This is a genomic window from Streptomyces sp. NPDC050548 (assembly GCF_044457385.1).
Lineage (GTDB): Bacteria > Actinomycetota > Actinomycetes > Streptomycetales > Streptomycetaceae > Streptomyces.
This window is the reverse complement of the sequence record NZ_JBITGV010000001.1, coordinates 151172-176217: the sequence shown is the minus strand read 5'-3', so window position 1 is coordinate 176217 and position 25046 is coordinate 151172. Positions and strand designations below refer to the sequence as shown.

Genomic DNA, 25046 nt, shown 5'->3' with positions numbered 1-25046 from the left:
CGCACCTTGGCTTTCCAGATGCCGGACCGCGGCGGAGGCCCGCAAGGGCCGCGGATCAGAGTGGGCCGCCCGTCCCGGCGTGTCCGGACTTTGCTCATGACACTGGGCGTCCTTGCCGTACTCGGCATGGCGTTCACGATGTTCGCGGGCTTCTGGACGGACTGGCTCTGGTACCGGTCGGTGCATTACTCGTCCGTGTTCACCACCACCCTGACGACGAAGATCGGCCTGTTCTTCGTCTTCGGCCTGCTGATGGCGGCCGCGGTCGGGGTGAACATCTGGCTGGCGCACCGCCTGCGCCCGCCGCTCAGCGCCATGTCGATGGAGCAGCAGAGCCTCGACCGCTACCGCATGGGCATCGCGCCGTACAAGAAGTGGCTGCTGCTGGCGATCACCTCTCTTGTCGGGCTGATCGCGGGCGCCTCGGCGTCCAGTCAGTGGCGGGTCTGGCTGATGTGGGTCAACGGCGTGCCCTTCCACCAGAAGGACCCGCAGTTCCATCTCGACGTCTCCTTCTACGCCTTCGACCTGCCCTGGTACCGCTTCCTGCTCGGCTTCGGCTTCGCGGCCGCGATCCTCTCGCTGCTGGCCGCCGCGCTGACGCACTACCTGTACGGCGGGCTGCGCATCACCAGCCCGGGGGCGCGTGCCACGGCCGCCGCCACCGGCCATCTGTCGGTGCTGCTCGGCATCTTCGTCGCCCTCAAGGCGGTCGCCTACTGGCTCGACCGCTACGGACTCGCGGTCAAATCCAGCGACTTCAAGGCGACGGGTGACTGGACCGGCCTCAGGTATGTCGACGCGAACGCGTATCTGCCGGCCAAGACGATCCTGTTCTGCATCGCCGTCATCTGCGCGCTGCTGTTCTTCGCCACCCTGTGGCGGCGCACCTGGCAGCTGCCCGTCATCGGCTTCGGCCTGATGGTGCTCTCCGCGATCCTCATCGGCGGCCTGTACCCGGCGATCGTCCAGAAGTTCACGGTCCAGCCCAACGAGCAGGCCAAGGAAGCCCCGTACGTCCAGAAGAACCTCAAGGCGACGCGCGAGGCCTACGGCATCGACGACACCAAGGTCACGGAGTACTCGGGGACGAGCACCACCAAGGACAAGACCAAGCTCCGCGCGGACGTCGATTCCACGGCGAGCATCCGGATCGTGGACCCGAACGTCGTGTCGCCCACGTTCCAGCAGCTCCAGCAGATCAGGAACTACTACGCGTTCCCGACCAACCTGGATGTCGACCGCTACACCGAGGACGGCAAGGACCAGGACACGGTCATCGGGCTGCGCGAGCTGAACCTCAACGGCATCCCGAAGAACAACTGGATCAACGACCACTTCCGCTACACGCACGGCTACGGAGTGGTCGCCGCCAAGGGCACCGAGGTCGACTCCGAGGGCCGCCCGGTCTTCACCGAGTCCGACCTGCCGTCCTCGGGTGACCTCGGCAAGTACGAGCAGCAGATCTACTACGGCGAGAAGACCACCACGTACTCGATCGTCGGCGGTCCCCAGAAGGAGATCGACTACTCCGACGACAGCGGTGAGAAGACCACCAGCTACAAGGGCAAGAGCGGGGTCAACCTCTCCAACCCGCTCAACCGGGCCGCGTACGCGGTGGCGTTCAACGAGCCGCAGATCCTTTACTCCGGTGCGATCGGCGAGGGTTCGCGGATCCTGTACAACCGCACGCCCAAGGAGCGCGTCGAGGCGGTGGCGCCCTGGCTGACCATCGACGGCGACGCCTACCCGGCGGTCGTGGACGGTCGTATCCAGTGGATCGTCGACGCGTACACCACCAGCAACGGATACCCGTACGCCTCGCGGACGACCCTCGGGGACACCACGGCCGACTCGCTCACCGCGACCAACAACAACCGCGCGGTGGTGGCCCAGCAGAACCAGGTCAACTACATCCGCAACTCGGTGAAGGCGACCGTCGACGCGTACACCGGTCAGGTCAAGCTCTACCAGTGGGACACCGAGGACCCGGTCCTGAAGACCTGGATGAAGGCGTTCCCCGGCACGGTCGAGCCCAGGACGGACATCTCGGCCTCGCTGATGGCCCATCTCCGGTACCCGCAGGACCTGTTCAAGGTCCAGCGCGAACTGCTCACCCGCTACCACGTGACGGACGCGCAGACGTTCCTCAGCGGCAGCGAGGTGTGGCAGGTGCCGGACGACCCGACGAACAAGTCGGGCAGCGCGGTGCCGCCGTACTACCTGAGTATGAAGATGCCGGACCAGAGCGCGCAGGCGTTCTCCCTGACGACGACGTTCACGCCGAACGGGAGAGACAACCTCAGCGCCTTCATGGCGGTCGACTCCGAGGCGGGCAGTTCCGACTACGGCAAGATCAGAATCCTGAAGCTGCCGACCAGTACGACCGTCGGCGGTCCTAAACAGGTGCAGAGCGCCTTCAACTCCCAACAGGACATCGCGGAATCCATCAAGCTGCTCAAGGGCGGCGACTCCGACATCGAGTACGGCAACCTGCTGACGGTGCCGCTCGACGGAGGACTGCTGTATGTGGAGCCCGTCTACGTACGCGGTGGTGGACTCAAGTACCCGCTCCTGCGCAAGGTGTTGGTGGCCTACGGCAACAAGACCGCGTTCGAGGACACGCTGGACGAGGGGCTCAACAAGGTCTTCGGGGCGGAGACTTCGACCACGCCACCGGACACCGGCACCACCACTCCACCGACATCCAGCAATCCAACGGTCCAACAGGCCCTGAATGACGCCCAGAAGGCCTTCGACGCGGGGCAACAGGCCCTGAAGAAGGGCGACTGGGAGGCGTACGGGCAGGCACAGAAGGATCTGCAGGCCGCGCTGAAGCGGGCCGAGGACGCGCAGGCCGCGGCTGAGAAGAGCAGCGGCGGCGCCAAGAGCACTCCGAGTCCAAGTACTGGTCCCAGTGCCAGTAGCAGTCCCAGCAGCAGACCGAGTGCCAGCAGCAGTCCGAGCAGCGCGAGTGGTTAGCGCAGCTCAGACGGCAGTTGATCACTAGGTCAGAGGCCCACCCTGCACCGTGGTACGGTTGCAACACAACGGCGCGGGGTGGAGCAGCTCGGTAGCTCGCTGGGCTCATAACCCAGAGGTCGCAGGTTCAAATCCTGTCCCCGCTACTGATCGCGAAGGCCCGGATCCTTTCAAGGATCCGGGCCTTCGCGCTGTGCGAACGCATGTGCCGACGAGGGTGACGGCCGTGGCGCCGGGGGGACTTGGTGAAACCGTGTTTCGCTTGTCTCTCTGTGGGCATGTCGACAAAACGCTGTAGAGACCTCACTGGCTGAGGTATACCAGGTGTACCCAGGTTGCAGGTGGTGCGACGATGGACGTTATGGGGGACAAGGCAACTCTGTTGGATACAGGGCGTTTTGTGCAGCCTTCCGACCGGGACGAGACCGGTGAGGGGGAGGCTGTCGACGAGGCACGCACACGGCTCGCCGCACAGGCCGGCGAAGTCGAGGCGATGAGTGTCCTCGGAGCGATGCTGCTGCGCCGCGGTGATCTCGACGGAGCCGAGCCCCTGCTGCGTGCCGCCACCGCCGAGGGCGACCGGGCCGCGGCCAACAACCTGGGTGTCCTCCTCCACCAGCGCGGATACACCGACGACGCCGCCGGCTGGTGGCGGATCGCGGCCGTGGCCGGGTCCGCCGCCGCCGCGCACGCGCTCGGCCGGTACCACCGCGAGCGCGGTGACGAACCCGCCGCCGAGTACTGGCTGCGCCAGTCCGCCGAGCAGGGCCACGCGCTCGGCGCGTACGCGCTCGCCGACCTGCTGGAGCACCGCGGGGACACCGCGGCCGAGCAGTGGATGCGGTCCGCCGCGGAGCGCGGGCACCGCGAGGCCGCGTACCGGCTGGCGCGCGCGCTCGATCGGCGGGCGCCGCATGAGGACGAGTTCGGGACCGGAGACGGTCATGGGGGCGGAGACCGGGACGGGACCTCGGGCGGGGTTCGGTATGGGGATACGGCCGGCAGCGGGAGCAGGGCCGGCAGTCGAAGCGGGGACGGGTCCGACAGTGGTGCCGGATCGGCCTCCGGAGGAGCCCCGGTCCCCGGCGACGAAGCCGAGCAGTGGTACCGGCAGGCCGCCGCCCGTGGGCATCAGCGGGCCGCACTGCAACTCGGGGCGATCCTGGAGAAGCGGGGGGAACTCAAGGAGGCAGGGCGCTGGTATCTGACGTCCGCCAAGGACGGCGAGGCCCGGGCCGCCTGCGCGCTCGGGTTCCTGCTGCGCGACGCCGGCGACACCGAGAGCGCCGCCGTGTGGTGGCTGCGCGCCGCCCAGGACGGCGACGGCAACGCGGCCAACGCGCTGGGCGCGCTGCACGCCGAGCGCGGCGAGACCCAGACCGCCGAGCGGTGGTACCGGGCCGCGATGGACGCCGGTGACGTGAACGGCGCGTACAACCTCGGCCTGCTCTGCGCCGAGCAGGCGCGCACCGCGCAGGCCGAGCAGTGGTACCGGCGCGCGGCCTACGCCGGACACCGTGAGGCGGCCAACGCGCTCGCCGTGCTGCTGCTCCAGGGCGGCGACGCGACCGGTGCCGAGCCGTGGTTCTCCAAGGCCGCGGAGGCCGGCAGCGTGGACGCGGCCTTCAACCTCGGGATCCTCTTCGCCGGGCGCGGCGAGGAGACCGTCGCGCTGCCCTGGTACGAGCGGGCGGCTGCCGCCGGGCACACCGAGGCTGCCTTGCAGGTCGGGATCGCGCGGCTGCGGGACGGCGACGAGCGGGAGGCCGAACAGCATCTGCGGTGCGCCGCCGGCGGGGGAAGCGCGGAGGCGGCGTACCGGCTGGCCTCGGTGCTCGACGCGCGGCGACCGCCGACGCCCGCGCACGAGCTGGGTGAGCAGGTGCACGAGAAGACCGAGTGCGAGGAGTGGTACGAGCGGGCGGCCTCCCAGGGGCACCGGCGTGCGCAGGTGCGGGTCGGGATGCTGTCCGCCGCGCGCGGCGATGTGGTCGAGGCGGCCCGGTGGTACCGGGAGGCGGCCGAGGCCGGGTCGCGCAACGGGGCTTTCAACCTTGGGCTGTTGCTGGCTCGGGAGGGGAGTGAGCCGGAGGCTGCGGTGTGGTGGGCGCGGGCCGCTGACGCGGGGCACGGGCGGGCGGCGTTGCGGCTGGCGCTGGTTTACGCGCGTCGGGGGGAGTTGGCTGAGGGGCAGCGGTGGGCTGATCGGGCCGTGTCTCTTGGGCCTGTTGAGGTGTCGGAGCGGGCGGCTCGGTTGCGGGATGCGTTGCGGCAGGAGCTGACGGCGTAGGGGGGCGTTTTTCGCCCCCGCCGCCCCTACCCGTCCCGTCCCTGGGGGCTGCGCCCCCAGACCCCCGCTTCGGCCTGGACGGCCTCGTCCTCAAACGCCGGACGGGCTGATGGTGCCGGACCGGGCTGCGAAGTGAAGGGCGCTGACCTGCGCTGTTAAACGATTTGCTTCTCTCGGTACGACTGACGTAGTGTCGTGTTTACCGACGCGGGGTGGAGCAGCTCGGTAGCTCGCTGGGCTCATAACCCAGAGGTCGCAGGTTCAAATCCTGTCCCCGCTACTGAAGGCCGAGGGCCGGAATCCAGATCATGGATTCCGGCCCTCGGTGTTTTTACGGCTGGTGGCCCACCGCTTCCTCGTACAGCGAGCGGTCCACGGTCCCGGACTCCGGGAGCGCGGCCCCCTTTGACACCCCCGCCGCCTTGTACGCGGCCTGCAGGCGGGTCGTCGTCCCGGCGCGGATCTCCCAGTCCATGGAGAGCGACGGGGTCGACTTCAGGACCGTCTCGTCGGTCTTCAGGAGTTTCGCTAGGTACGAGACGAAGGCCGGGTCGCTCTTGTAGTCGCCCGCGAAGTACGTGTTCACCGTGCGGATGTAGGCCCGGAGGAGGGCCACGCCGGCGTCCACGTCGTCGTGCAGGAGGCTGCGGCCGTACAACATGCCGCCCAGGGGCTCGCCGAGGGGCTGGCCGCCCAGGAAGGCGTACTGGGGGTTGCCGTCGACCTTGCGCCAGACGGGGTCAAGGAGCCATGCGGAGTCGACGCCGCCGTTCTGGAGGGCGGTGAGGACGTCGGCCGAACCGAGCTGCTGGTACTGGATCTTGTCGAGGCCGCCGCCGTGGGTCGCCAGGGCCTTCTCCATGGGGTACGCGATCACCGAGCCCTTGCCGATCATCGTGCCCATCCTGCGGCCCGCCATCCGGACGTCCGCCGCCGTCTCGCCCTTCTTCAGCTTCACCCACAGGCCGCTCTTCGACTTGGGGTCGGGGGAGAAGTTCCCGGCGACCCACTTGATGTCGAAGCCGCCCTCGACGCCGTTCATGACGGAGGCCTCCGGGGCCGCCCACATCGCGTCGATGTCCCCCTTCGCGAGGAGGGGCAGCGCGTCCGGGGTCGGCAGCGCCTTGAGCGTGACGTCCAGGCCCTCCTGCTTGAACTCGCCCTTGTCCAGGGCGACTTCGAGCGGGGCTACGTACTCCGCGCTCAGTGTTCCGGTCGCGATCGTCACCTTCCGGGTCTTGGGGAGGGGCTGCGCGGAGGGGGCGAGCGGCAGACAGCGGGCCGGGACGCGGGTGGGGGAGAGGTCCGCCGGGTCCGTCCAGGACGACTTGCCGCAGCCCTCCACGGGCTTGATGGTGCGGTTGCCCACGGTCGCGCCCGAACTCCCGGAGCCGTCCGAGTACTTCGACGAGCAGCCCGCCGACATCACCACCGCCGCGACGACGACCATCACACCGTACGCACGCCTTCTCACGACTGCCCCCGTCCACGGTCCCGCGGTGCCCACGGTGTGAGCAACCGGCCTGCCACACGCACCAGTTCGGAGAAGACGACCCCCAGGACCGCGACGCACACGATGCCGACGAACATCACGTCGTTCTCGAACAGCGCGCGGGAGTCGAAGATCAGATGGCCCAGGCCGTTCGTGGCGGCGATCTGTTCCGAGGCGACGATGACCAGGACGGCCACGCCCGCCGCGATCCGCGCGCCCACCAGGACCGCGGGGAGGGAGGCGGGGAGCAGGACATGGCGGAACATCTGCCAGGGGGAGGCGCCGAAGACCTGGCCCGCGTCGCGGTGGCCGGAGGGGATCGCGATGACCGCCGACATGGTCGAGATCCACACGAAGAAGAACACCGTGGCGGCCACCAGGGCCAGTTGGGGGCCCTCGCCCAGGCCGAACATGTTCAGGAAGATCGGCAGCAGGGCCAGTTTCGGTACGACGTACAGGGCGTCCAACAGCGGTTCCAGCGCGGCCCGGACGAGGGAGAGCGAACCCATCAGCAGGCCCAGGGCGTAGCCGGCCGCCGTGCCGATCGCGTAACCGCCCAGGACGCGCCGGGTCGTGGCCCACACGTCCGGCCACAGCTTGCCGGCGGTGGCCCGGTCCCAGCCGTCGGAGAGGATCGTGGAGGGGGCCGGGTGGACGCGGGGGTCGATCCAGCCCTGGGTGGCGGCCAGTTGCCACCAGAGGACGAGGGCGAGGGGTACGGCGACGGCGAGGGACAGTTCCAGTCCGCGCCGGCGACGGTGGGTGCGTACGGGATGGAGTTCGTGCGGGCCGGGGCGGCGGACCAGGACCGATTCCTCGCGGTCGGGGGCGATCGTGGTCATGCGGGCACCGCCTCCTTGCGCAGCAGCTCCCACAACTCGCTTTTCAGGGCGGTGAATTCGGGGGTGTCGCGGATGTCGCCGGTGCGCGGTCGCGGGAACGGTGGACGGTGTTCGGCGATGATCCGGCCCGGGCGCGCGGACATCACCAGTACGCGGTCACCGAGCACGAGCGCCTCCTCCAGGCTGTGCGTGATGAAGAGGGTGGTGGTGCGCAACGCCTGGGTGAGGTCGAGGAGTTCGTCCTGGAGGATCGTGCGGAGTTGGGCGTCCAGTGCGGCTGGGGGTCCCCCCACGCCCGTTCAGGGCAGTGGGGGAGGCTCGTCCATCAGCAGGAGTTCGGGTTCTACGGCGAGTGCGCGGGCTATGGCGACGCGTTGCCGCATGCCGCCGGAGAGGGTCGCGGGGTAGGCGCGCGCGAAGTCGGCGAGGCCCATGCGGCTCAGCCACTCGTCGGAGCGGGAGTTGGCCTCGCGGCGCGGGACGCGCTGGACGTCCAGGCCGAAGCGGACGTTGGCGCGGACCGACTTCCAGTCGTAGATGCCGTAGTCCTGGAAGATCATGGCCGCCGGGCGGGGGCTGGACGTGCGGATCTCCAGGGTGCCCGTGCTGGGGCGCAGGAGGCCCGCGGCGATGCGCAGCAGGGTGGACTTTCCGCAGCCGGACGGGCCGACCAGGCAGACGAACTCGCCCGGGGCGACGGTGAGTTCGAGCGGGCCGAGGGCGTGGACCTGGTGCGGGGCGCGGCCGAAGGTGCGGGTCAGCTGGGTGGCGTGGAGTTTTGGGTGCGGGGCTCCCACGGTTGCTCCTCGCGGAGTTCGGTACGGGTGTGGGTACGGGGGGTGGGGAGTGCCGCACGACGATATGACGGATCGTCAGTTTGGGGAAGCCTGTAGACAGCACAAAGCCCCGGCGTCCGTCCGTGTGGAACGGATGCCGGGGCCTGTGGAAGGACGTGCTACGCGCTCGCGCAGTTCGGGCACAGTCCGCGGTACGTCACCTCGACGTCCGAGACCGTGAAGCCGAAGCGCTCCGAGTCGGGGAGGTCGGCGAGGGGGTTGCCGCCCGGGTGGACGTCACGGATCTGGCCGCAGTTGGCGCAGACCAGGTGGTGGTGCGGGCTGTGCGCGTTCGGGTCGTAGCGCTTCGCGCGCTTGTCCGTGGCGACTTCGAGGACCTCGCCGAGGGAGACCAGCTCGCCGAGGGTGTTGTAGACCGTCGCCCGGGAGATCTCGGGCAGCTTGGCCACGGCGCGGGAGTGGACCTCGTCGGCGGTCAGGTGGACGTGGTCGCCGTCGAGCACTTCGGCCACGACACGCCGCTGTGCGGTCATCCGCCATCCGCGTCCGCGCAGCCGCTCCAGAAGGTCACTCATGCAGGCCAGCCTAACAGCAACGTGACCAGTTCCCGAATAGGTGTGACTTTGGAGGACTGCCGGACTTGGACTCGATCCAACCAGGGCGGCGCGGTCGTCAGGCCGGTACCTGCTGCCGTGCGGGCGCCCAGCAGCGGATGATGTCGCGGACCGAGACGATGCCGGCGGGCTCGGCACGGTCGAGGACGATGAGATGGCGGAAGCCGCCGTGGGCCATCGCGCTCGCCGCGTCCTCCAGCGTCCAGGCCGGGGTGGCGAACACGACGTCGGTGGTGGTGTGGGCGTGGGCACGCTCGGTGTCCGGGTTCTGGCCCTTGCCGAGCGAGTTGAGGATGTCCCGTTCGGTGAGGATCCCGATGCCGCCGGCGTCGGGGTCGAGGACGACGGCCGCGCCGACATGGCGCGAGGCCATCAGGGCGGCTGCCTGGCGGAGGGTGTGGGCGGGGCCGATGGTGAGAACCACCGTGCTCATGGCGTCGCGGACCAGCATGGGATGAGGCCACCTCCTAGGGAATCCAGATGAGCTAGTTACCGGATTCACAAGTTCACAAGTGGGGGGACTCTCAGAGTCGCAGGTAAAGCACGGGTCAACAAGAGGGCGCGCGCGGCCGGTTGGGGGCGTGTGCGGGCGTCACGTTGTGCTCAGTAGCGCGTGTATTGATCGTGCTCGTTGGTGGGGTGCGGGGTCACTACCCACCTCGCCGACGAGCTGCACGGTTGCGGTCGTCGTTGGCTGCCCCCCGGACGGCTCACAGATGGCCCGGCGAGGCCGCCGTGGCAATGCCCAGCTCGTCTCCGGGCATCAGCTTGGGAAGTTTGGGTTGTCAGCGAGTGGTTGAGGGGCCTACCTGCGGAACGGATCCGGGCCCTGTCTGGCCCCTGGCCTGTTCCCCGCCATTCCCCGTGGTTCCCCGCACGATCTGGCACGGTTCTGGCACTCACACCGCAGCGTCAAGGACGCTGCCTCAACTCGCCTGCCCGTTTGGCGCGACATCGGCTTTGCGGCTCAGTCTCTTCACCAGCCTGAGCACCAGGTCCGCGCCCTCTTCTGGCAAGGCATTGAGGTCCTCGGCAAAGCGTCGCTCTCGCTCCGATCGCAGGTCGGGGAACCGGGTGTTCCCGTACCAAGAGTCCTCTTCCGTGGAATGTCCACACAGGGGGCAGCGGTAGGCAACTGGGGGACCGCGCTGCTCAGCTTCCGCGTTGGCTGGACGAACATGCCACTTAAACTGGCTTGCATAGCTCGGACACTCGCGTCGAAGAAACCCATCATGATCGCCCGGAAGGCTAACGGGAATATCCATGCTTCGAATAGAATATTGAGCCGTGGCTGTATTTGCGGATCGCACTCTTGGTCGCCGGGCTCAGTCAAACTCTCGTGCAAGTAAGTGACATCGTCTGGCGTCTGCAGGACGCCTACCGCCTGGGCGCTTCCGAATGCTGCAGCTAGAATCTCGCCAATATAGGGAGAGCTCTTACCCGTCATGCGGCTGGCCTCAGACCACTCGATCGGGTTTAGATCGACGGCTCGTAGGAACGTGAACGACCCCTGCCATGCTCGATCGTTATGTCCGTGAGTTGCGAGCACTTTACGTCTGTCTTCCCCAGTTTTTCCTTCTGCTGCTTCCGGCGAGCCTTGCTCTCTAGCTGCGTACGAGGTGCTCGCTGCAGTTCGACGGTGGCGGGCGGGTCTGACGGTTGGTCGCTCCTTCTGGGATCGAAGTCGGGACCGGGCACTGCGCGCCGCATCTAGCAGGCGATCCAGATTGCATGCCGCGCCCCTGCTAGCACATATTCAACGGCTACGCTATGCCTAAAAAGGATCATTCAGAACAGTATTACAATCAGCTAAATCTCTCCGTTGGGGTGACCCTCCGGTACACTCCAAATCGGCGCCGAGTCGAACCTCAAGTACTTACTGCGGAGTATGTATGCCATTTCACGTGCGGGTAACCAGGAAATCGAACCGCTCAGACGCTGAAGTTCGTCTTGACCTTAGCGAAAAGGAGCTTACGGAGCGTTTCCTGCAGCCGTACAACGAGGGTCGTCCCATCGTTGTCGGAGGAATCGCCGTACCGATGGACGACCTTGAGCGAATTCAGATCAACTGGACCGAGCTAGATGCTGCAAAAATTCTGCCAATTGTCAGAGAGGAGCGAAGGAAATCGCAAGTGGTTACACTCCTCCCGGATGAGTACTATATCGCATCCTATGGGAAAGAGGTGACGGACGAGTATATTACGGCGGAGCCAGGTCTCGAAAGATCATCATCCGTCAGCAGCGGTATCGGTGCCCCTTCTGGAGATGAGATGGATCCACGTCGCGTTTTCGTTGTTCATGGTCGCAATGGAAAGGCAAGGGGTGCCATGTTCGCATTTCTTCGGTCCATTGGACTGAGTCCTGTGGAATGGATTGAGGCGGTGAATGGCACGGGAAAATCATCTCCTTACGTAGGTGAGATTCTCGATACCGCTTTTCGCCAGGCAGCGGCTATCTTGGTGCTAATGACGCCAGACGATCTGGCGTGGCTTAAAGAGGAGTACCAGGAGCCACATGAGCCAGCACATGAGACACAGCCGACTGGGCAGGCCCGACCGAATGTGCTGTTTGAAGCGGGAATGGCCATTGGGCGAAATGAAGACAGGACGCTGTTGGTCGAATTGGGGGCCGTTCGTCCGTTCAGTGACATTGGCGGACGGCACGTAGTTCGGATGAATAATTCAACGCAGCGACGGCAAGAACTGGCTCAGCGTTTGCTTAGCGCTGGATGCGCGGTCAGTATGTCCGGAACCGATTGGCATTCGGTAGGCGATTTCGATTCCAGTCTCTAATGGCTTGTGGCTCCTTCGTCTAATTTCGAAGGAGCCTCGAATGTTTACCGGTAGATGGCAAGCACGTCGAGCATTGCGGCTGGCCCCTCCAGGTAGTTGCCCATCTGATCAGAAGTCGGTTTCGTGCGCTCCATTTTCCTGCGCTGCTCACGTGGAATCAAACTGGACCCGGGGAGAGCCAACAGCGGCTTCCATTGCCCAGAATTCCAGACACTTGACACCTTTCCCACAAGTCGAGCCTGTCCCTCAAGATCTGCCTTGATGTAGGAAGCGTCGAGTTGGCCAGCCAAGCGCCATTCTGATTGATCCATCTCGCCAACCACGATTTGTTTCCCGCCTAGCGAGTTGGCCACGAGTCGCACGGCATCTCGTTGTTCGCGGCTTGGTAGGTCATCGAGTTGCTCTGAACCAAACATTGACAGCGCTGGCAAGAATGCCTCGAACTGGTCCATCGCATCCAGCAAGCCTCCCTGGGGTGCCAGAGCTTTCACCGTGTCTGGTACGTAAATTTCACAATCCACTTCGATCAAGCTTCCGATCTTTACCGAATTGAACTCGTGATCTGATTTGGGTGTAATCCACCCGGCCAGCTCGGGCTCTGATTTTGCTAGTGACAGCATCCGCTCGAACTGCGCCTGAGGTGTGTCGGTGAAGGTGGTTCGTTCCGCTTCGCCTCCTCGTTCGAGCGATTGGCGAACGCCGTCCTCTAGAGCGCTGACGTAGTCGGAGAGGGCGCCTGTGTCGAGGTACATGAATCGTTTGAGCATGAGATTGAGCTTACTGTGAGTGTCTGTTTCATGTCAGCAGAAGTAACTTCATCCCTTGTCATAGGCGATGGGATATTATGATTTTTCGTATTCTGGCACTCTGTTTGAGATCCTCGATGCATGGGCGCCCGGCGTACGGGTTAGGCAGGGGAGAGTTGCCAAGTATTTATAGAGCCGCAAGTGAATCCGCGCAGTGTGGTCAGAACTTACTACTCTGTTTGACGAAACGGCGACTTCGATTCGTGGTGCTGGCCGCGTTGGCGGGTGTTTGAACCAGTGGAGAAAGTTGTAACTCAGTAGGTCGTATGGGGCTGTCCTACTTCGTTTGATGCTTGACGTGTTGACGTCACTTGATGCTTGACGGTTCCGTCCTCGGTTTGCTGTCTGCGACTGCTGTCGTGGAGGCGGGGTGAGGCCGGTGTTAGTGGAGCTGAGCGTGGTCGAGCAGCGCTATCACGCGGTCATGGAAGTGCTGGCCGCCGGTGCGTCGAAGACGGAGGTCGCGGCCCGGTATGGGGTCTCGCGACAGTCGGTGCATGCCTGGGTGCGCCGGTATGAGCAGGGCGGTCTGGAGGGTTTGGCGGACCGGTCGCATCGTCCGAGGTCGCATCCGTGGCAGATGCCGGCCGGGGTGGAGGCGGCGGTGCTGGAGCTGCGCAGGCTGCATCCTCGGTGGGGTCAGCGACGGTTGCGTCATGAGCTTGCGCGTCGTGGGGTGGAGCCGGTGCCGTCGGAGGCGTCGGTGTATCGGATCCTGGTGCGCCATCAGCTGATCGTGCCGGTCAAGCGGCGCAGACGCCGGGAGGATTACCGGCGGTGGGAGCGGCCGGGGCCGATGCAGTTGTGGCAGCTGGATGTGATGGGCGGGTTCTGGCTGGCCGACGGGCGTGAGCTGAAGCTGGTGACCGGGGTCGACGATCATTCGAGGTTCTGTGTGATCGCCTCGGTGGTGGAGCGGGCGACCGGGCGGGCGGTGTGCGCGGCCTTCGCCGCGGCGCTGACGGTGTTCGGCTGTCCGGAGGAGGTGCTGAGCGACAACGGTAAGCAGTTCACCGGCCGGTTCGGGACTCCCGGGCCGTCCACGGAGGTGCTGTTCGACCGGATCTGCCGGATGAACGGCATCAAGCACCGGCTGACCAAGCCGAGATCGCCGACGACCACGGGCAAGATCGAACGGTTCCATCAGTCACTGCGGCGTGAACTCCTCGACGACCACGGGCCGTTCGCCGACCTCCATGCGGCGCAGGCGCTCATCGACGGCTGGCGCGAGGACTACAACACCGTGCGTCCGCACCAGTCGCTGGACATGGCCATGCCCGCGAGCCGGTTCACTCCCGCTGTGGTCGATGGGCTTGAGCTGCGGCTTCCGGCCCGGCTGACCGGTCTGACGGCTGCCGACGGACAGCGGGGGCAGCGGGTCGAGGCGGTCGGGGAGGCGGTACTGGGCTCCCCGGACGCGGTGGAGGTGGACCGGGTGGTGCCGCCGAGCGGCAACCTGGCGGTGGCCGGTCAGCAGTTCTGGTTCGGGCCCAAGCACGCGGGCCGGCCGGTCACGCTGTGGATGGACAGCACCACCGTCCACGTCACCCTGGACGGCAAGCGGATCAAGACCGTGCCGTCCCGGCTGAGCACCGCGGATCTGGTCCGGCTGCGGGCCTCCGGGGCCCGGCCGGCCGGTCCCGCTCCAGCCGGACGTGCGCCCGGCCGGCTTGCGGTGCGGGTGCCCATCGAGGTGGCCCGCACCGTGAACGCCTCGGGGGTCATCGGCCTGGCCGGACAGCAGATCACCGTCGGGTTCCCGCTGGCCGGGCAGCGCGTGACCCTTCGGCTGGACGGGCCCTTGATGCAGGTCGTCGCCGACGGCGTGCTGGTGCGCACGCTGCCCTGCCCGATCCCACCCGCACGGCGGGCCTACATCAGCGACGCCCAGCTCAGCCCGCTGCCGCCGAAAACGCCGCAGGAGCCGGTCCGGGTCGGCCGCAAGGTCTCCGCCCGCGGCAGCATCCAGGTCTGCGGCCAGCAGGTCCAGGTCGGCATGGTCCATGCCCGCACCGTGGTCAGCGTCGAGGTCACCGACACCACCCTGCACGTCTTCGACCACGACGGACACCGCCTGCGGACGGTGCCCCGCACCACCAGCAAGGAGGTGACCCGCTACAAGGCCTACGGCACGAAGAATCGCACAACAGGCTAGGAACCGGAAAGCATCAACCGACACACAACCGTCAAGGATGAACTGAACCTAGACATCGGTCGGTTGGGGCTGTGCAACTGACGATCTTCGATTACGCCTGGGTCGTGGTCTTCTGCCTGAGGCGTTCGTAGGGGGTTTGGCCGCCGAGGCCGCCGTGGGGGCGATGGTAGTTGTAGTAGTCCTCCCACTCGCGGAGTTTGTCGTTGAAGACCTCGGCGTCGTCGATGATGACGCCGTCGAGGAGCCGGTAGAACTCCTCGGCGTCGATGCGGTGGGAGCGTTCGACCTTGCCGTTCAAGCGTGGGGTGCGGGGCTTGATGTAGGCGTGGGCGATGCCCTTGTCGAGGACGTGCCAGTGGAAGGCGGACTGGAATTCGGCGCCGTTGTCGGTCTGGATGACCTCGACCTGGATCGGCAGGCGCTGGATGACGTAGTCGAGGAACTGGATCGCGGTGGCCTGGTTCAAGGTCGGGTAGATCCGCAGCACCCGCAGGCGGGTGCAGTCGTCGATGGCAGTGAACTGGAAGTACTTGTTGCGCCCGCCGCGTCGGCCCTGGGGCATCGAGGCGAGCGGCTCGATGAACTTCACGTCGATCTGCACCCGGTGGCCGGGCAGTTGCTTCTCGTAGCGCTTCCATCGGCGGTCGTGGCGCTTGTAGCGCTGAGAGGCCGGCAGGCGGCCCATGTCCAGGCGGTTGAGGATCCGCCACACACCCGATTTGCTGATGGTGACGTCGTAGTAGCGCTTGAGGTACATCGCGATCTTCTCAGGCCCGAAGTGGTAGTTCTGCCGCAGGTAGATGATCTTCCCGACCACCTCGACGTGCGTCGCGTTGGGGCTGTGCTTGGGGGCCTTGGAGCGGGTGCGCAAGCCCTCGATTCCCTCGGTCTGGTAGCGGCGGTACCACGTGTAGTAGGCCTGCCGGCTGATCCCGAAGTAGCGGCAGGACATCGCGACGTTGCCACTGACTTCTTCGACGTGGCGTATCACCGCCAGGCGCCGCCTGGCCTCACGGTCAAGCGGCGGGGTGGGGTTGGACTTCGACATGTGGATCTCCGTAGTGATCAGAGACCCAGGTGTCAACGATGATCGGCAGTTTTATAGATCAACTAGTCGTGGATGTTTAGCATGGCCTGGATCTTAAGCCGCTTCCAGGACGGACCCGTGGATGCGGCTTGCAGAACGGCAAGGCCTACAGATGCGGTGACGATGGCGAAGCGGCAACTGGAGGTTGGATGTAGATCGACCACCGACTTGGGCAAAGCTTGCGCTCAGGACAGGGCTTCGATGGCCTTCACGATCAGAGCGCGAGCGTCCGCGCCGTACACGGCCATGCTGCGCAACCGCTCGAACGCCTTAACGTACAGGGTGATCTCGGAGGGCTGGGTGACGTTCACCTCGGCAGAGACCAGCTCGACGGAGACGTGCTTGTCGTCGTAGATGTGGAAGGTCTCCTCGGGCCAGTGCGACCGGCGGGTGGTCATGGGGATGACACCGAGGGAGACGGCCGGTAGGGCGCCAGCGGTGAGGAGATAGCCGAGTTGTGCGGCCATCGCGTCTGTGTCGGCCACCTGGGAGTGAAGGACGGCCTCCTCGACGACCACGATGAAACGGTGTCCCTGCTCGTGAATGATGCGGGATCGTTCGAGCCGAGCGCGCGCGGCCTCCGCGCTGTCGTCGATGTCCAGGTCGTGGACGCTCGCAGCGATACCGAGGACAGCGAGCGCATAGCCCTCTGTCTGCAAGAGGCCGGGCACGATGCTAGAGGAGTAGATCCGGAAGGTCTCGGTCTCGCGAGCCGCCTGCATCCTGCTGTCCTGGATGTGGCGCAGTCCGGCGCGGACCTGGTCGCGCCATTCCCGGTACATCGACTCGGCGTTGATGGACTGCACGACGAGATCCTGCGCTTGTCCGTCCGACCCGGTCGCGCTGCACCACCGTCGGATGTCGTTCGCGGACGGCCCGGTGAGGGCGTTCTCGATGCGTGAGGTTTTGGAGTAGTGCCAGCCGCACGCGGCAGCCAACTGCACGACCGTCAGGCCGGCTTCCTTGCGCAGGTCGCGCAGCCGATGGGCGACGGCTTCACGTGCGGCCTGGGCAGATGAGGAGGGCGAGGCGGGCATGGGTTGGCTGCCGGTGCTTTCTGGTCAGTGGATCTGGTACTGGTCGTGCGGGATCGCGCGCGCCCATACGGCCTCGAAGGACTCAGCGCACAGCTTCGCGGCGGCTGGATCCTCGGAGATCTCGTGGCCGATCATGGCCCCGTCGCCGGAGAAGTAGCCCCACCGGATCACCTGGTCGTCGAAGAGCCAGAAGTCGTTGCCCGGCAGGGCGATGTCCGAGGCGCGGCAGCGGGGCAACCAGCGGACCTGTTCCCCGGCGTGCACGTTGACGCCGGTGGAGGCGTGTTCGTAGCGGATGTAGTCCGTGACGGGTTCGGACACGATCCGGGCGCGCCGCACCGCGACGCCGCGCGCCACGGCACGGGAGACCAGGTCCACCCAGGGTGCCCAGTCCGGCGATCCGGGGTCGGCGTCGAGACGGCCGGTCTCCAGCCATGTCCGGAAGTCGTCAGCCTCTGCGGCCACTCCGTAGTGATCTCGCATCTCAAGGTGCACAGCGGAGCGTGTGCACTCGTTCATGAGGTCAGCGATCGTCGGAACGATCGAGGGCATCGCACGCCTCCCTGATCAAGTGCACCATCCTGGCAGGGATGCGGACGACGGCCTCGTCCACCGGAATGCCGACGGCATGACCTGGTACTTCGAACGCGGCGCACTCTGCTTCGAGTTGAGAATCGGGCTTCCATCCCTGGAAGACGAGTTCGCCCTTCTCCTGGTCGACCCATACGGTCGGTGAGTCCGCGGTCTTGGTCTCGGGGTCGATCCCGATGAACCGTAGCGACATGACTGTCTCCATCCATGAGATGTGCAGTTCTTTGCGACACAGTCCGGCAGATGGCGTAGCTGGTCAAGAGGCCGAACTTGCCAAGGAACAGGGCAGGTTGGCATGAATGCAAAGATCTGCACATTGCTGGCATGGGCGTCCATCGCACTCCTAGCTTCAAGAGGCACGACGAGACCCGGCGACCACGCGAACGGCCCCGGGCGTGGCCGACTGGGCAGGGGTCGACATGGCGAACCGCACCACCGCAGCATCCGAACGCACTGAGCGCCGACAAGCCGATCGACCTGACATCACCGTCATGCGCGAGACCGTGCAGATTCTGCTGGACCCAGACGCCGTGGCGCTGCCCCCGACCGCTGATGAACTGGAGACGCTGACCCAGATGATTCGGGGCCACCTGGAGCTGCTCATCCCCGAGGTCGAACAGTCCGTCAGGCGGTTGAAGAAGGACAGCATCCCCCGGTACTGCGCGCTCGCCTGTGTAGGCGAGGCGCGGGGAAAACTCCGGGCCGAGCCGATCCGGAGATTCGGCGAAGAAGTCGGCCATGCCCGACGCCTGGCACGCACCTTGAACGCTTTGTGCGACCACTACGAGAACCTCGGCGCGCGCCCGTGACCGCGCCCATCGACGACACTTCGATGCGCTCCGCCGAGTGCGCGCTGGCTGCCCAGGACGGCTACCAGGAACTGCACCACTACTGCCGTCAGACCAAGGACATCCCACTACCCCACGGGGGCGGCCTGGTCCTCTTACGACGGTGCATCTGTCCCTGCCACACGCGTAAGGCGGGTGGGTCATGACCTTGCGCTTCTGCCACTACTGCGACGAGCCGATCACCGATCTTGACGACGCAGTTCACCTCTGGCGCGAGGAAAGCATGAGCGGACCGGGGCGGGACGTGTGGGCACACCGCGAGCACGCCTGCCTCGTCGAGCCGGACACCGCGACGGTGCGCATGCCGGCTCGCGTACTGATCGCGGAGCGGCGGAGGTCCTGTGGCAGAACAACCCCGATGACGCGATGCTGCCAACGGTCATGCCATTCGTGATCGTCGGCAGAGCCGTTGATTTCAGGATGCCGTGCACTTTTCGTTGGTCAAGTCACCATTGACAGAAGGCCACTGCGGCCACCGGCGTCCAGCGTGGACCCTGGCCTCGACCCTGCGTACGGTGTCGATCAGTTCGCGGGGACCCCAACAGGTCAGTAGCGCATATTCAGATACCCCAGGAACTCGTCGTGCAGGATGCCGTTCGACGCCGCCGCGTTGCCGCTGTGCGGGCCCGGGCGGCCGTCGAGGCCTGTGAAGGTGCCGCCGGCCTCGGTGACGATGATCGCGTTGGCGGCCATGTCCCACAGGGAGAGTTCGGGTTCGGCGCAGATGTCGACGGAGCCCTCGGCGACCATCATGTAGGGCCAGAAGTCGCCGTACGCGCGCGTGCGCCACACCTCGCGGGTCAGGTCCAGGAAGCCGCCGAGGCGGCCCTGGTCCTCCCAGCCGGTGAGCGAGGAGTACGCGAAGGAGGCGTCCGTCAGCTTCGAGACCTGGGAGACGCGGAGTCGGGACGCGGAGGACAGGCTGCGCCCGGTGTAGGCGCCGTGGCCCTTCGCGGCCCACCAGCGGCGGCCCAGCGCGGGCGCGGAGACCAGGCCGACGACGGGCTGGTAGCCGCCCTCCGCCGCCTCCGTGAGGGAGATCAGCGTGGCCCACACGGGGACGCCGCGTACGTAGTTCTTGGTGCCGTCGATCGGGTCGATCACCCAGCGGCGGGGGCCGGTGCCCTCGACGCCGTACTCCTCGCCGATGACCGCGTCGCGGGGGCGGGCGCGCTGCAGATGGCCGCGGATGAGTTCCTCGGCGGCCTTGTCCGCCTCGCTGACCGGAGTCATGTCCGGCTTGGTCTCGACCTTGAGATCGAGCGCCTTGAAGCGGGCGGTCGTCGCGGCGTCGGCGGCGTCCGCGAGGACGTGGGCGAGGCGCAGGTCATCGTGATAGTCGGCCATGCGTGAACCGTATCTTCAGGGGTCGGCGCGGGGCTACAGGGTCCGGTGGGCGGAACGGGAGGTGAGGGACCTCCAGGAGGGGCCGCGGGAGGGACCTCCCGGAGGGCGTCCTGGCCGGCCCCGACCCGCCGTCACCGCCCCAACTCCCGCGCGCAATGGCCGAAGTGCGCCCCCCGGCGCAGCCGCGAACCCTTGACAGTGCTCCCGTGCGCGTCAAATCTGGGCGCAGAGCCGCTCGCCCCCGGGAGGCGAATGATGCCTGCAGCGCGGGAATCCCTGTTGGACGCCGCCTATACGGCGCTGGCACGCAGGTCGTGGTCCACCGTACGGATGGTGGACGTGGCCGCCGCGGCCGGAGTGTCCCGGCAGACGCTGTACAACGAGTTCGGCAGCAAGGAGGGGCTCGCGCGGGCGCTGGTCAGAAGGGAGGCCGACGGCTATCTCGTCGGCGTCGACCGGGCCCTCGGCGCGCATGCCGACGCCCGCGAGCGGCTGACCGCGACCGCCGAGTGGACCACGTCGGCGGCCCGCGAGAACGCGCTGGTGCGGGCCATGCTCACCGGCTGCTGGAGCGAACGGCTGCCCTCGCCGACCCTGTCCGCGGTGCCGTCCTCCTCCGCCGTACCGGCGCAGCGCCGGGCCGACGGGCCGCTGCCCTCGCCCGGCGACTTCGTGGCCGTCGTCCGCGACCGTGCCGTGGCCGCGCTCGCCGGTCCCGGAGCGGCCCGGCCGGACACCGCCGACCTGGCCCGCTCCTGCGAACTCGTCGTGCGGCTCGCGCTGTCCTGTGTGGCGGCGCCACCGGGCGAGGGTGGCGTCGGCGAACTCGTACGGAGTGCGCTGACCCCGGCCCACCGGGCCCTGCTGACGTAGAGGTTCAGTGCGCGGAACCGGACAGCTGGAGTCCGATCACGCCGACGATGACGAAGCTGATCGACACGAGCTTCAGCGTCGACACCAGGTCGCCGAGGAAGACCATGCCGTAGATAGCGGTACCGGCCGCGCCGATGCCGGTCCACACGGCGTAGGCGGGGCCCACGTCGAGCTTGCGCAGCGAGAGGGTGAGGAGACCGAAGCTGCCCAGCGCGAAGGCGCAGAAGGCGACCGTCGGCCACAGGCGGGTGAAGCCGTGGGACAGCTTCAGGCACACGGCGAATCCGGTCTCCAGAATTCCGGCCACGACAACCAGCAGCCACGCCATGTGCTGTCCTCCCGTTTGTCCGGCTCGGTGCGATTATGCACTTACCGAACTTGAGTCCCCACAAACACGCGGTGGTCAGTCGCCGTCTGTTCGCTCACGAGTGGCCAACAACCGGCGCAGCGAGTACAGCCGCTGCGGGTCCGCGTGGCCGTCGGCCACCCACTGGTCCAGGGCGCAGTCCGGCTCGTCGTGGCTGCACGCGCGCGGGCAGTCGACCGTGCCGGGCTCCAGGTCGGGGAAGGCCTTGATGACCCGGGACGGGTCCACGTGGTGCAGGCCGAAGGAACGGACGCCCGGGGTGTCCACCACCCAGCCCGAGTCGTCCGGCAGCGGGATCGCGCGGGCCGAGGTCGTGGTGTGCCGGCCGCGCCCGGTGACGGCGTTGACGATGCCGGTGCTGCGCCGCCGCTCCAGCGAGACCAGCGCGTTCACGAGAGTCGTCTTGCCGACGCCGGAGTGCCCGACGAACGCGGTGATCTTGCCGTCGAGCTGCTTGCGGACCCGCTCCACCGCGCTGCCGTTCTCCAGCTCCTCGCGGCTCGTGACGACATACGGCACGCCCAACGCGCCGTACAGCTCAAGGAGTTGGTCCGGTGACGCCAGGTCGGACTTCGTCAGGACGAGGAGCGGGTCGAGGCCGCCGTCGTAGGCCGCGACCAGACAGCGGTCGATGAGGCGGGGGCGCGGCTCGGGGTCGGCGAGGGCGGTGACGATGGCGAGCTGGTCGGCGTTGGCGACGACCACGCGCTCGTACGGGTCGTCGTCGTCGGCCGTGCGGCGCAGCACGGAGGTGCGCGGCTCGATGCGGATGATGCGGGCGAGGGTGTCCTTGTCGCCCGACAGGTCACCGATGATGCCGACCCGGTCGCCGACCACCGCCGCCTTCCGGCCCAGTTCGCGGGCCTTGACCGCCATCACGACCCGGTCCTCGACGAGGCAGGTCAGCCGGCCACGGTCGACGGTGAGGACCATGCCCTCGACCGCTTCCTCGTGCTTGGGGCGGATGTTCGTACGCGGCCGGTTGCCCTTGCGGTTCGGGCGCTGGCGGATGTCGTCCTCGTCGGTGTTCTTGCCGTAGCGGCGCATGGCGTGAGTCCCCTACGCCCCATCGCTCCCGAGCATCCCGGCCCACAGATCGGGGAAGTCCGGAAGCGTCTTGGCGGTCGTCGCCACGTTCTCGATCTGCACACCCTCGACCGCGAGGCCGATGATCGCCCCGGCCGTCGCCATCCGGTGGTCCTCGTAGGTGTGGAAGATCCCGCCGTGCAGGCGGCGCGGGCGGATGTGCAGGCCGTCGGCGGTCTCGGTCACGTCACCGCCGAGCTCGTTGATCTCCTTGGTGAGTGCGGCCAGCCGGTCCGTCTCGTGCAGGCGCAGGTGCGAGACGCCCCGGAGCGTGGACGGCGAGTCCGCGAGGGCGGCCACGGCCGCGATGCCCGGGGTCAGTTCACCGACCTCGCCCAGGTCCACATCGATACCGTGGATCGCACCCGAACCGGTGAACTCCAGCCCGTACTCGGTGAGTTCGCAGGAACCACCCATCTCGGTGAAGATCTCCCGCAGCCGGTCGCCGGGCTGGGTCGTACGGGACGGCCAGTCCGGTACGACCACCTTGCCGCCGGCGACCAGCGCCGCCGCGAGGAACGGCTGCGCGTTCGACAGATCCGGCTCGATCGTCAGGTCCCGGCCCAGCAGCGCGCCCGGCGTCACCCGCCAGACGTTGGGCTCGCCGCCCGACTCCGGGGTGTCCACCTGGGCACCGACCGCGCGCAGCATGTCGACGGTCATGCGGATGTGGGGCATGGAGGGGAGGGAGGAGCCGGTGTGGCGGACCTCGACGCCCATGTTGAAGCGGGGGCCGGAGAGCAGGAGCGCCGACACGAACTGCGACGAGGACGACGCGTCGATCTCCACCGGACCGCCGTCCAGCGCGCCTCCGCCGTGCACGGTCAGGGGCAGCGCGCCCCGGCCGTCGTCGTCGATGCGGGCGCCGAGTACGCGGAGGGCGTCGATGACGCCGTTCAGGGGGCGTTCGTACGACCTCGGGTCGCCGTCGAAGCGGATGGGGCCGTCGGCGAGCGCGGCGACGGGGGGCAGGAAGCGCATCACGGTGCCCGCGTTGCCGACGTCCACCGTGGCCGGGCCGTGCAGGCCCGACGGGATGACCCGCCAGAACTCGCCGGAGCCCTTCTCCGTGCCTACGCCCTCCTCGATGCCGACGCCCATCGCGCGCAGGGCGCCTGCCATCAGGAGGGTGTCGCGGGAGCGGAGGGGGCGGCGGAGCCAGCCCGGTTCGCTGGCGAGGGCGGCGAGGACGAGGGCGCGGTTGGTGACGGACTTGGACCCGGGGACGTGGACCGTCGCGTCGACGGCTCCGCGCGCGTGGGGGGCGGGCCAAAGGGCGGTTTCGTTCGGGGCCATGGGCTCCACTGTATAAGTACGTCGTGTTTCGAGTGCTGCGCCGTTGGGGCTGGTCGGGCAGTTCCCCGCGCCCCTGAGTGACTCGCCCCTTCGGGGCTTGTCACAGCTCCAACAACCACCTGCCGCCGCCTATCAGCGAGCACAGCGACACCAAGTGGAACAGGAAGAGCCACAGACCCGCCGGTACGTGCGTCAGACGCGCCAGCTGGTCGGCGTCGGAGTCCCCGGCCCCGCCCCTCGACCTCTTCGCCTGGAGTTCGAAAGCCGGACGCACCCCACCCAGCAGCAGGAACCACACCACCGCGTACGCGAACGCCGCCTGCACCTGGGGACCCGTAAGCCACGAGACCAGGAGGAAGGCTGCGCCACTCAAGATCACCGTCAAGGCGCCGTAAGCGTTGCGGATCATCACCAGCATGGCTATCAACAGCAGGGTCGACAGCCACAACAAGAGCGTGATGTGGCCGGCGGCCAGGAGGGCGGCCCCGCCCAGGCCGAGGAGTGGGGGAGCGGTGTAGCCGGCGGTCGCCGTGAGGATCATGCCGAGGCCGTGCGGTTTGCCCCGGCTGACTGTGAGGCCGCTGGTGTCGGAGTGGAGGCGGATGCCGGTGAGCTGGCGGCCGGTGAGGAGGGCCACCAGACCGTGGCCGCCCTCGTGGGCGATGGTGATGGCGTTGCGGGAGACGCGCCAGAGTCCGTGCGGGACGACCACCGCGAGTGCGGCGACCAGGGTGGCGATCACCACCCACAGGTCCGGGTCGGGCTGGCTGCCGAAGACCTCGTCCCAGAGGGCGGGTATCGAGGCGATTGCGGTGCTGTCCATTGGCGGCGGAGGCTCCCGTGGGTGTCGATATACAGGGGCTGGCGCGTAGCGCCATCGTTGAGGGGTGGTGGTCGGGTGACGGGCGGGCCTGGCAGTCTGGCACGTATGTGCGGACGGTATGCAGCTAGTCGTGGGCCCGAGGATCTCGCAGGAGTCTTTGAGATCGAGAAGTGGGAGCCCGAGGAGGTTCTGGCTCCCGACTACAACGTGGCCCCGACCAAAGAGGTCTATGCCGTCCTCGACCGTCCACTTAAGGACGCGGACAGCCCGAAGCCGGTTCGCCAGCTGCGCAAGCTGAAGTGGGGGCTGGTGCCGAGCTGGTCGAAGACGCCCGAGGGCGGTGCGCGGATGATCAACGCCCGCGCGGAGACCGTGCACGAGAAGCCGTCGTACCGTCGCGCCTTCGCCGCCCGGCGCTGCATCATCCCCGCCGACGGCTACTACGAGTGGGTCACCGCCAAGGACGAGCGGGAGCTGGAGGTCGAGGGGAAGAAGAAGCGGCAGCGCAAGCAGCCGTACTTCGTGCTGCCCGCCGACGGGTCGGTGTTCGCGATGGCCGGTCTCTACGAGTTCTGGCGGGACCGGACCCTGCCCGACGACCATCCGCTGGCCTGGTGGGTCACCTGCTCGGTGATCACCACCGAGGCCGAGACGACCCCGCTCGCGGTCGCGCCCGCCGACGGGCCGTACGCGCTCGCCGACATCCACCCCCGGATGCCCCTGATGCTCACCCCGGACCGCTGGGACGCCTGGCTCGACCCGGCCCGTACCGACCCCGACGAACTGCGCGAGCTGCTCGCCCCGCCGCCCGCCGGGCTGATGCGCGCCTACCCGGTGTCCACGGCCGTCAGCAACGTCCGCAACAACGGACCGGAGCTGCTGAAGGAGCTGGAGGGGCCCGAGGAGGGCACACTCTTCTAG

At 67.4% G+C, this 25046-nt stretch carries 22 protein-coding genes, 2 tRNA genes and 1 pseudogene; 9 read left to right on the top strand and 16 right to left on the bottom strand.

The genetic code is table 11. The features are described from left to right. Positions 1 to 18 precede the first annotated feature (18 nt). From ACIBJH_RS00805 to ACIBJH_RS00790, 4 genes are all read left to right on the top strand, one after another. Positions 19 to 2982: a UPF0182 family protein gene (locus ACIBJH_RS00805; protein ID WP_399115570.1), complete on the top strand. Its 2964-nt coding sequence runs from the start codon at positions 19 to 21 to the stop codon at positions 2980 to 2982. A 72-nt stretch (positions 2983 to 3054) separates the two neighbouring features. Beyond that, positions 3055 to 3128: transfer RNA gene (locus tag ACIBJH_RS00800), tRNA-Met, on the top strand. Between the two features lie 206 nt (positions 3129 to 3334). Then, positions 3335 to 5272: a tetratricopeptide repeat protein gene (locus tag ACIBJH_RS00795; protein ID WP_399114718.1), complete on the top strand. Its 1938-nt coding sequence runs from the start codon at positions 3335 to 3337 to the stop codon at positions 5270 to 5272. A gap of 206 nt (positions 5273 to 5478) precedes the next feature. After that, positions 5479 to 5552 (top strand) — tRNA-Met (locus ACIBJH_RS00790). A gap of 51 nt (positions 5553 to 5603) precedes the next feature. Here ACIBJH_RS00790 and ACIBJH_RS00785 read toward each other — a convergent pair. From ACIBJH_RS00785 to ACIBJH_RS00760, 6 genes and pseudogenes are all read right to left on the bottom strand, one after another. Next, positions 5604 to 6698: an ABC transporter substrate-binding protein gene (locus tag ACIBJH_RS00785; protein ID WP_399115569.1), complete on the bottom strand. Its 1095-nt coding sequence runs from the start codon at positions 6696 to 6698 to the stop codon at positions 5604 to 5606. Between the two features lie 44 nt (positions 6699 to 6742). Next, entirely contained in the window at positions 6743 to 7606 is an 864-nt protein-coding gene (locus tag ACIBJH_RS00780) for an ABC transporter permease (protein ID WP_399114717.1), read from the bottom strand. After that, positions 7603 to 8403, bottom strand: a pseudogene (locus tag ACIBJH_RS00775) (ABC transporter ATP-binding protein). The gene ACIBJH_RS00780 and the pseudogene ACIBJH_RS00775 overlap by 4 nt, the downstream one beginning before the upstream one ends. A gap of 158 nt (positions 8404 to 8561) precedes the next feature. Further along, positions 8562 to 8978 (bottom strand): Fur family transcriptional regulator, encoded by a 417-nt coding sequence (locus ACIBJH_RS00770; protein ID WP_200689012.1) that lies wholly within the window; start codon positions 8976 to 8978, stop codon positions 8562 to 8564. 97 nt (positions 8979 to 9075) lie between these two features. Beyond that, positions 9076 to 9468, bottom strand: a complete 393-nt coding sequence (locus tag ACIBJH_RS00765) for a cyclic nucleotide-binding/CBS domain-containing protein (RefSeq protein ID WP_200710842.1) — start codon at positions 9466 to 9468, stop codon at positions 9076 to 9078. 525 nt (positions 9469 to 9993) lie between these two features. After that, positions 9994 to 10566, bottom strand: a complete 573-nt coding sequence (locus ACIBJH_RS00760; RefSeq protein ID WP_399114716.1) for a TIR domain-containing protein — start codon at positions 10564 to 10566, stop codon at positions 9994 to 9996. Positions 10567 to 11056: 490 nt separating this feature from the next. On the opposite strand from ACIBJH_RS00760, the gene ACIBJH_RS00755 reads away from it, so the two are divergent. After that, the gene (locus ACIBJH_RS00755; protein WP_399114715.1) at positions 11057 to 11809 is read left to right on the top strand and encodes a TIR domain-containing protein; all 753 of its coding nucleotides are present in this window, start codon (positions 11057 to 11059) and stop codon (positions 11807 to 11809) included. Positions 11810 to 11853: 44 nt separating this feature from the next. Here ACIBJH_RS00755 and ACIBJH_RS00750 read toward each other — a convergent pair whose 3' ends face one another. Further along, positions 11854 to 12576, bottom strand: coding sequence for a hypothetical protein (locus tag ACIBJH_RS00750; RefSeq protein ID WP_399114714.1), 723 nt, complete (start codon positions 12574 to 12576; stop codon positions 11854 to 11856). Positions 12577 to 13006: 430 nt separating this feature from the next. Here ACIBJH_RS00750 and ACIBJH_RS00745 point away from each other — a divergent pair, with 430 nt between their 5' ends. Further along, positions 13007 to 14770 (top strand): IS481 family transposase, encoded by a 1764-nt coding sequence (locus tag ACIBJH_RS00745; protein ID WP_399115568.1) that lies wholly within the window; start codon positions 13007 to 13009, stop codon positions 14768 to 14770. A 91-nt stretch (positions 14771 to 14861) separates the two neighbouring features. Here ACIBJH_RS00745 and ACIBJH_RS00740 read toward each other — a convergent pair whose 3' ends face one another. From ACIBJH_RS00740 to ACIBJH_RS00725, 4 genes are all read right to left on the bottom strand, one after another. Next, positions 14862 to 15818, bottom strand: a complete 957-nt coding sequence (locus tag ACIBJH_RS00740; RefSeq protein ID WP_399114713.1) for an IS481 family transposase — start codon at positions 15816 to 15818, stop codon at positions 14862 to 14864. A gap of 224 nt (positions 15819 to 16042) precedes the next feature. Further along, entirely contained in the window at positions 16043 to 16894 is an 852-nt protein-coding gene (locus tag ACIBJH_RS00735) for a helix-turn-helix domain-containing protein (RefSeq protein WP_399114712.1), read from the bottom strand. Between the two features lie 24 nt (positions 16895 to 16918). After that, positions 16919 to 17446, bottom strand: a complete 528-nt coding sequence (locus tag ACIBJH_RS00730) for a DUF6879 family protein (RefSeq protein ID WP_399114711.1) — start codon at positions 17444 to 17446, stop codon at positions 16919 to 16921. Continuing rightward, positions 17418 to 17678, bottom strand: coding sequence for a hypothetical protein (locus ACIBJH_RS00725; RefSeq protein WP_399114710.1), 261 nt, complete (start codon positions 17676 to 17678; stop codon positions 17418 to 17420). The genes ACIBJH_RS00730 and ACIBJH_RS00725 overlap by 29 nt, the downstream gene beginning before the upstream one ends. 226 nt (positions 17679 to 17904) lie before the next feature. On the opposite strand from ACIBJH_RS00725, the gene ACIBJH_RS00720 reads away from it, so the two are divergent. After that, complete coding sequence (locus tag ACIBJH_RS00720) at positions 17905 to 18294, top strand: DUF6415 family natural product biosynthesis protein (RefSeq protein ID WP_399114709.1); 390 nt, start codon at positions 17905 to 17907, stop codon at positions 18292 to 18294. Between the two features lie 585 nt (positions 18295 to 18879). Here ACIBJH_RS00720 and hisN read toward each other — a convergent pair. After that, a complete protein-coding gene (gene hisN, locus ACIBJH_RS00715; RefSeq protein ID WP_019072141.1) occupies positions 18880 to 19680 on the bottom strand; it encodes a histidinol-phosphatase in 801 nt (266 codons plus the stop codon). Positions 19681 to 19932: 252 nt separating this feature from the next. Here hisN and ACIBJH_RS00710 point away from each other — a divergent pair, with 252 nt between their 5' ends. Beyond that, a complete protein-coding gene (locus ACIBJH_RS00710) occupies positions 19933 to 20553 on the top strand; it encodes a TetR/AcrR family transcriptional regulator (protein WP_381242997.1) in 621 nt (206 codons plus the stop codon). Positions 20554 to 20557: 4 nt separating this feature from the next. Here ACIBJH_RS00710 and ACIBJH_RS00705 read toward each other — a convergent pair whose 3' ends face one another. The 4 genes from ACIBJH_RS00705 to ACIBJH_RS00690 form a co-directional block, all read right to left on the bottom strand. Further along, a complete protein-coding gene (locus ACIBJH_RS00705) occupies positions 20558 to 20881 on the bottom strand; it encodes a multidrug efflux SMR transporter (protein WP_200710829.1) in 324 nt (107 codons plus the stop codon). A 75-nt stretch (positions 20882 to 20956) separates the two neighbouring features. Then, a complete protein-coding gene (gene rsgA / locus ACIBJH_RS00700) occupies positions 20957 to 21967 on the bottom strand; it encodes a ribosome small subunit-dependent GTPase A (protein ID WP_200689025.1) in 1011 nt (336 codons plus the stop codon). Positions 21968 to 21979: 12 nt separating this feature from the next. Beyond that, positions 21980 to 23302, bottom strand: coding sequence for a 3-phosphoshikimate 1-carboxyvinyltransferase (gene aroA / locus ACIBJH_RS00695; RefSeq protein WP_399114708.1), 1323 nt, complete (start codon positions 23300 to 23302; stop codon positions 21980 to 21982). Positions 23303 to 23402: 100 nt separating this feature from the next. Next, positions 23403 to 24125 carry a M50 family metallopeptidase gene (locus tag ACIBJH_RS00690; protein WP_399114707.1) on the bottom strand — a complete coding sequence of 241 codons (723 nt, stop codon included), beginning with the start codon at positions 24123 to 24125 and terminating at the stop codon, positions 23403 to 23405. A 105-nt stretch (positions 24126 to 24230) separates the two neighbouring features. Here ACIBJH_RS00690 and ACIBJH_RS00685 point away from each other — a divergent pair, with 105 nt between their 5' ends. Beyond that, positions 24231 to 25046, top strand: coding sequence for an SOS response-associated peptidase (locus ACIBJH_RS00685; RefSeq protein WP_399114706.1), 816 nt, complete (start codon positions 24231 to 24233; stop codon positions 25044 to 25046).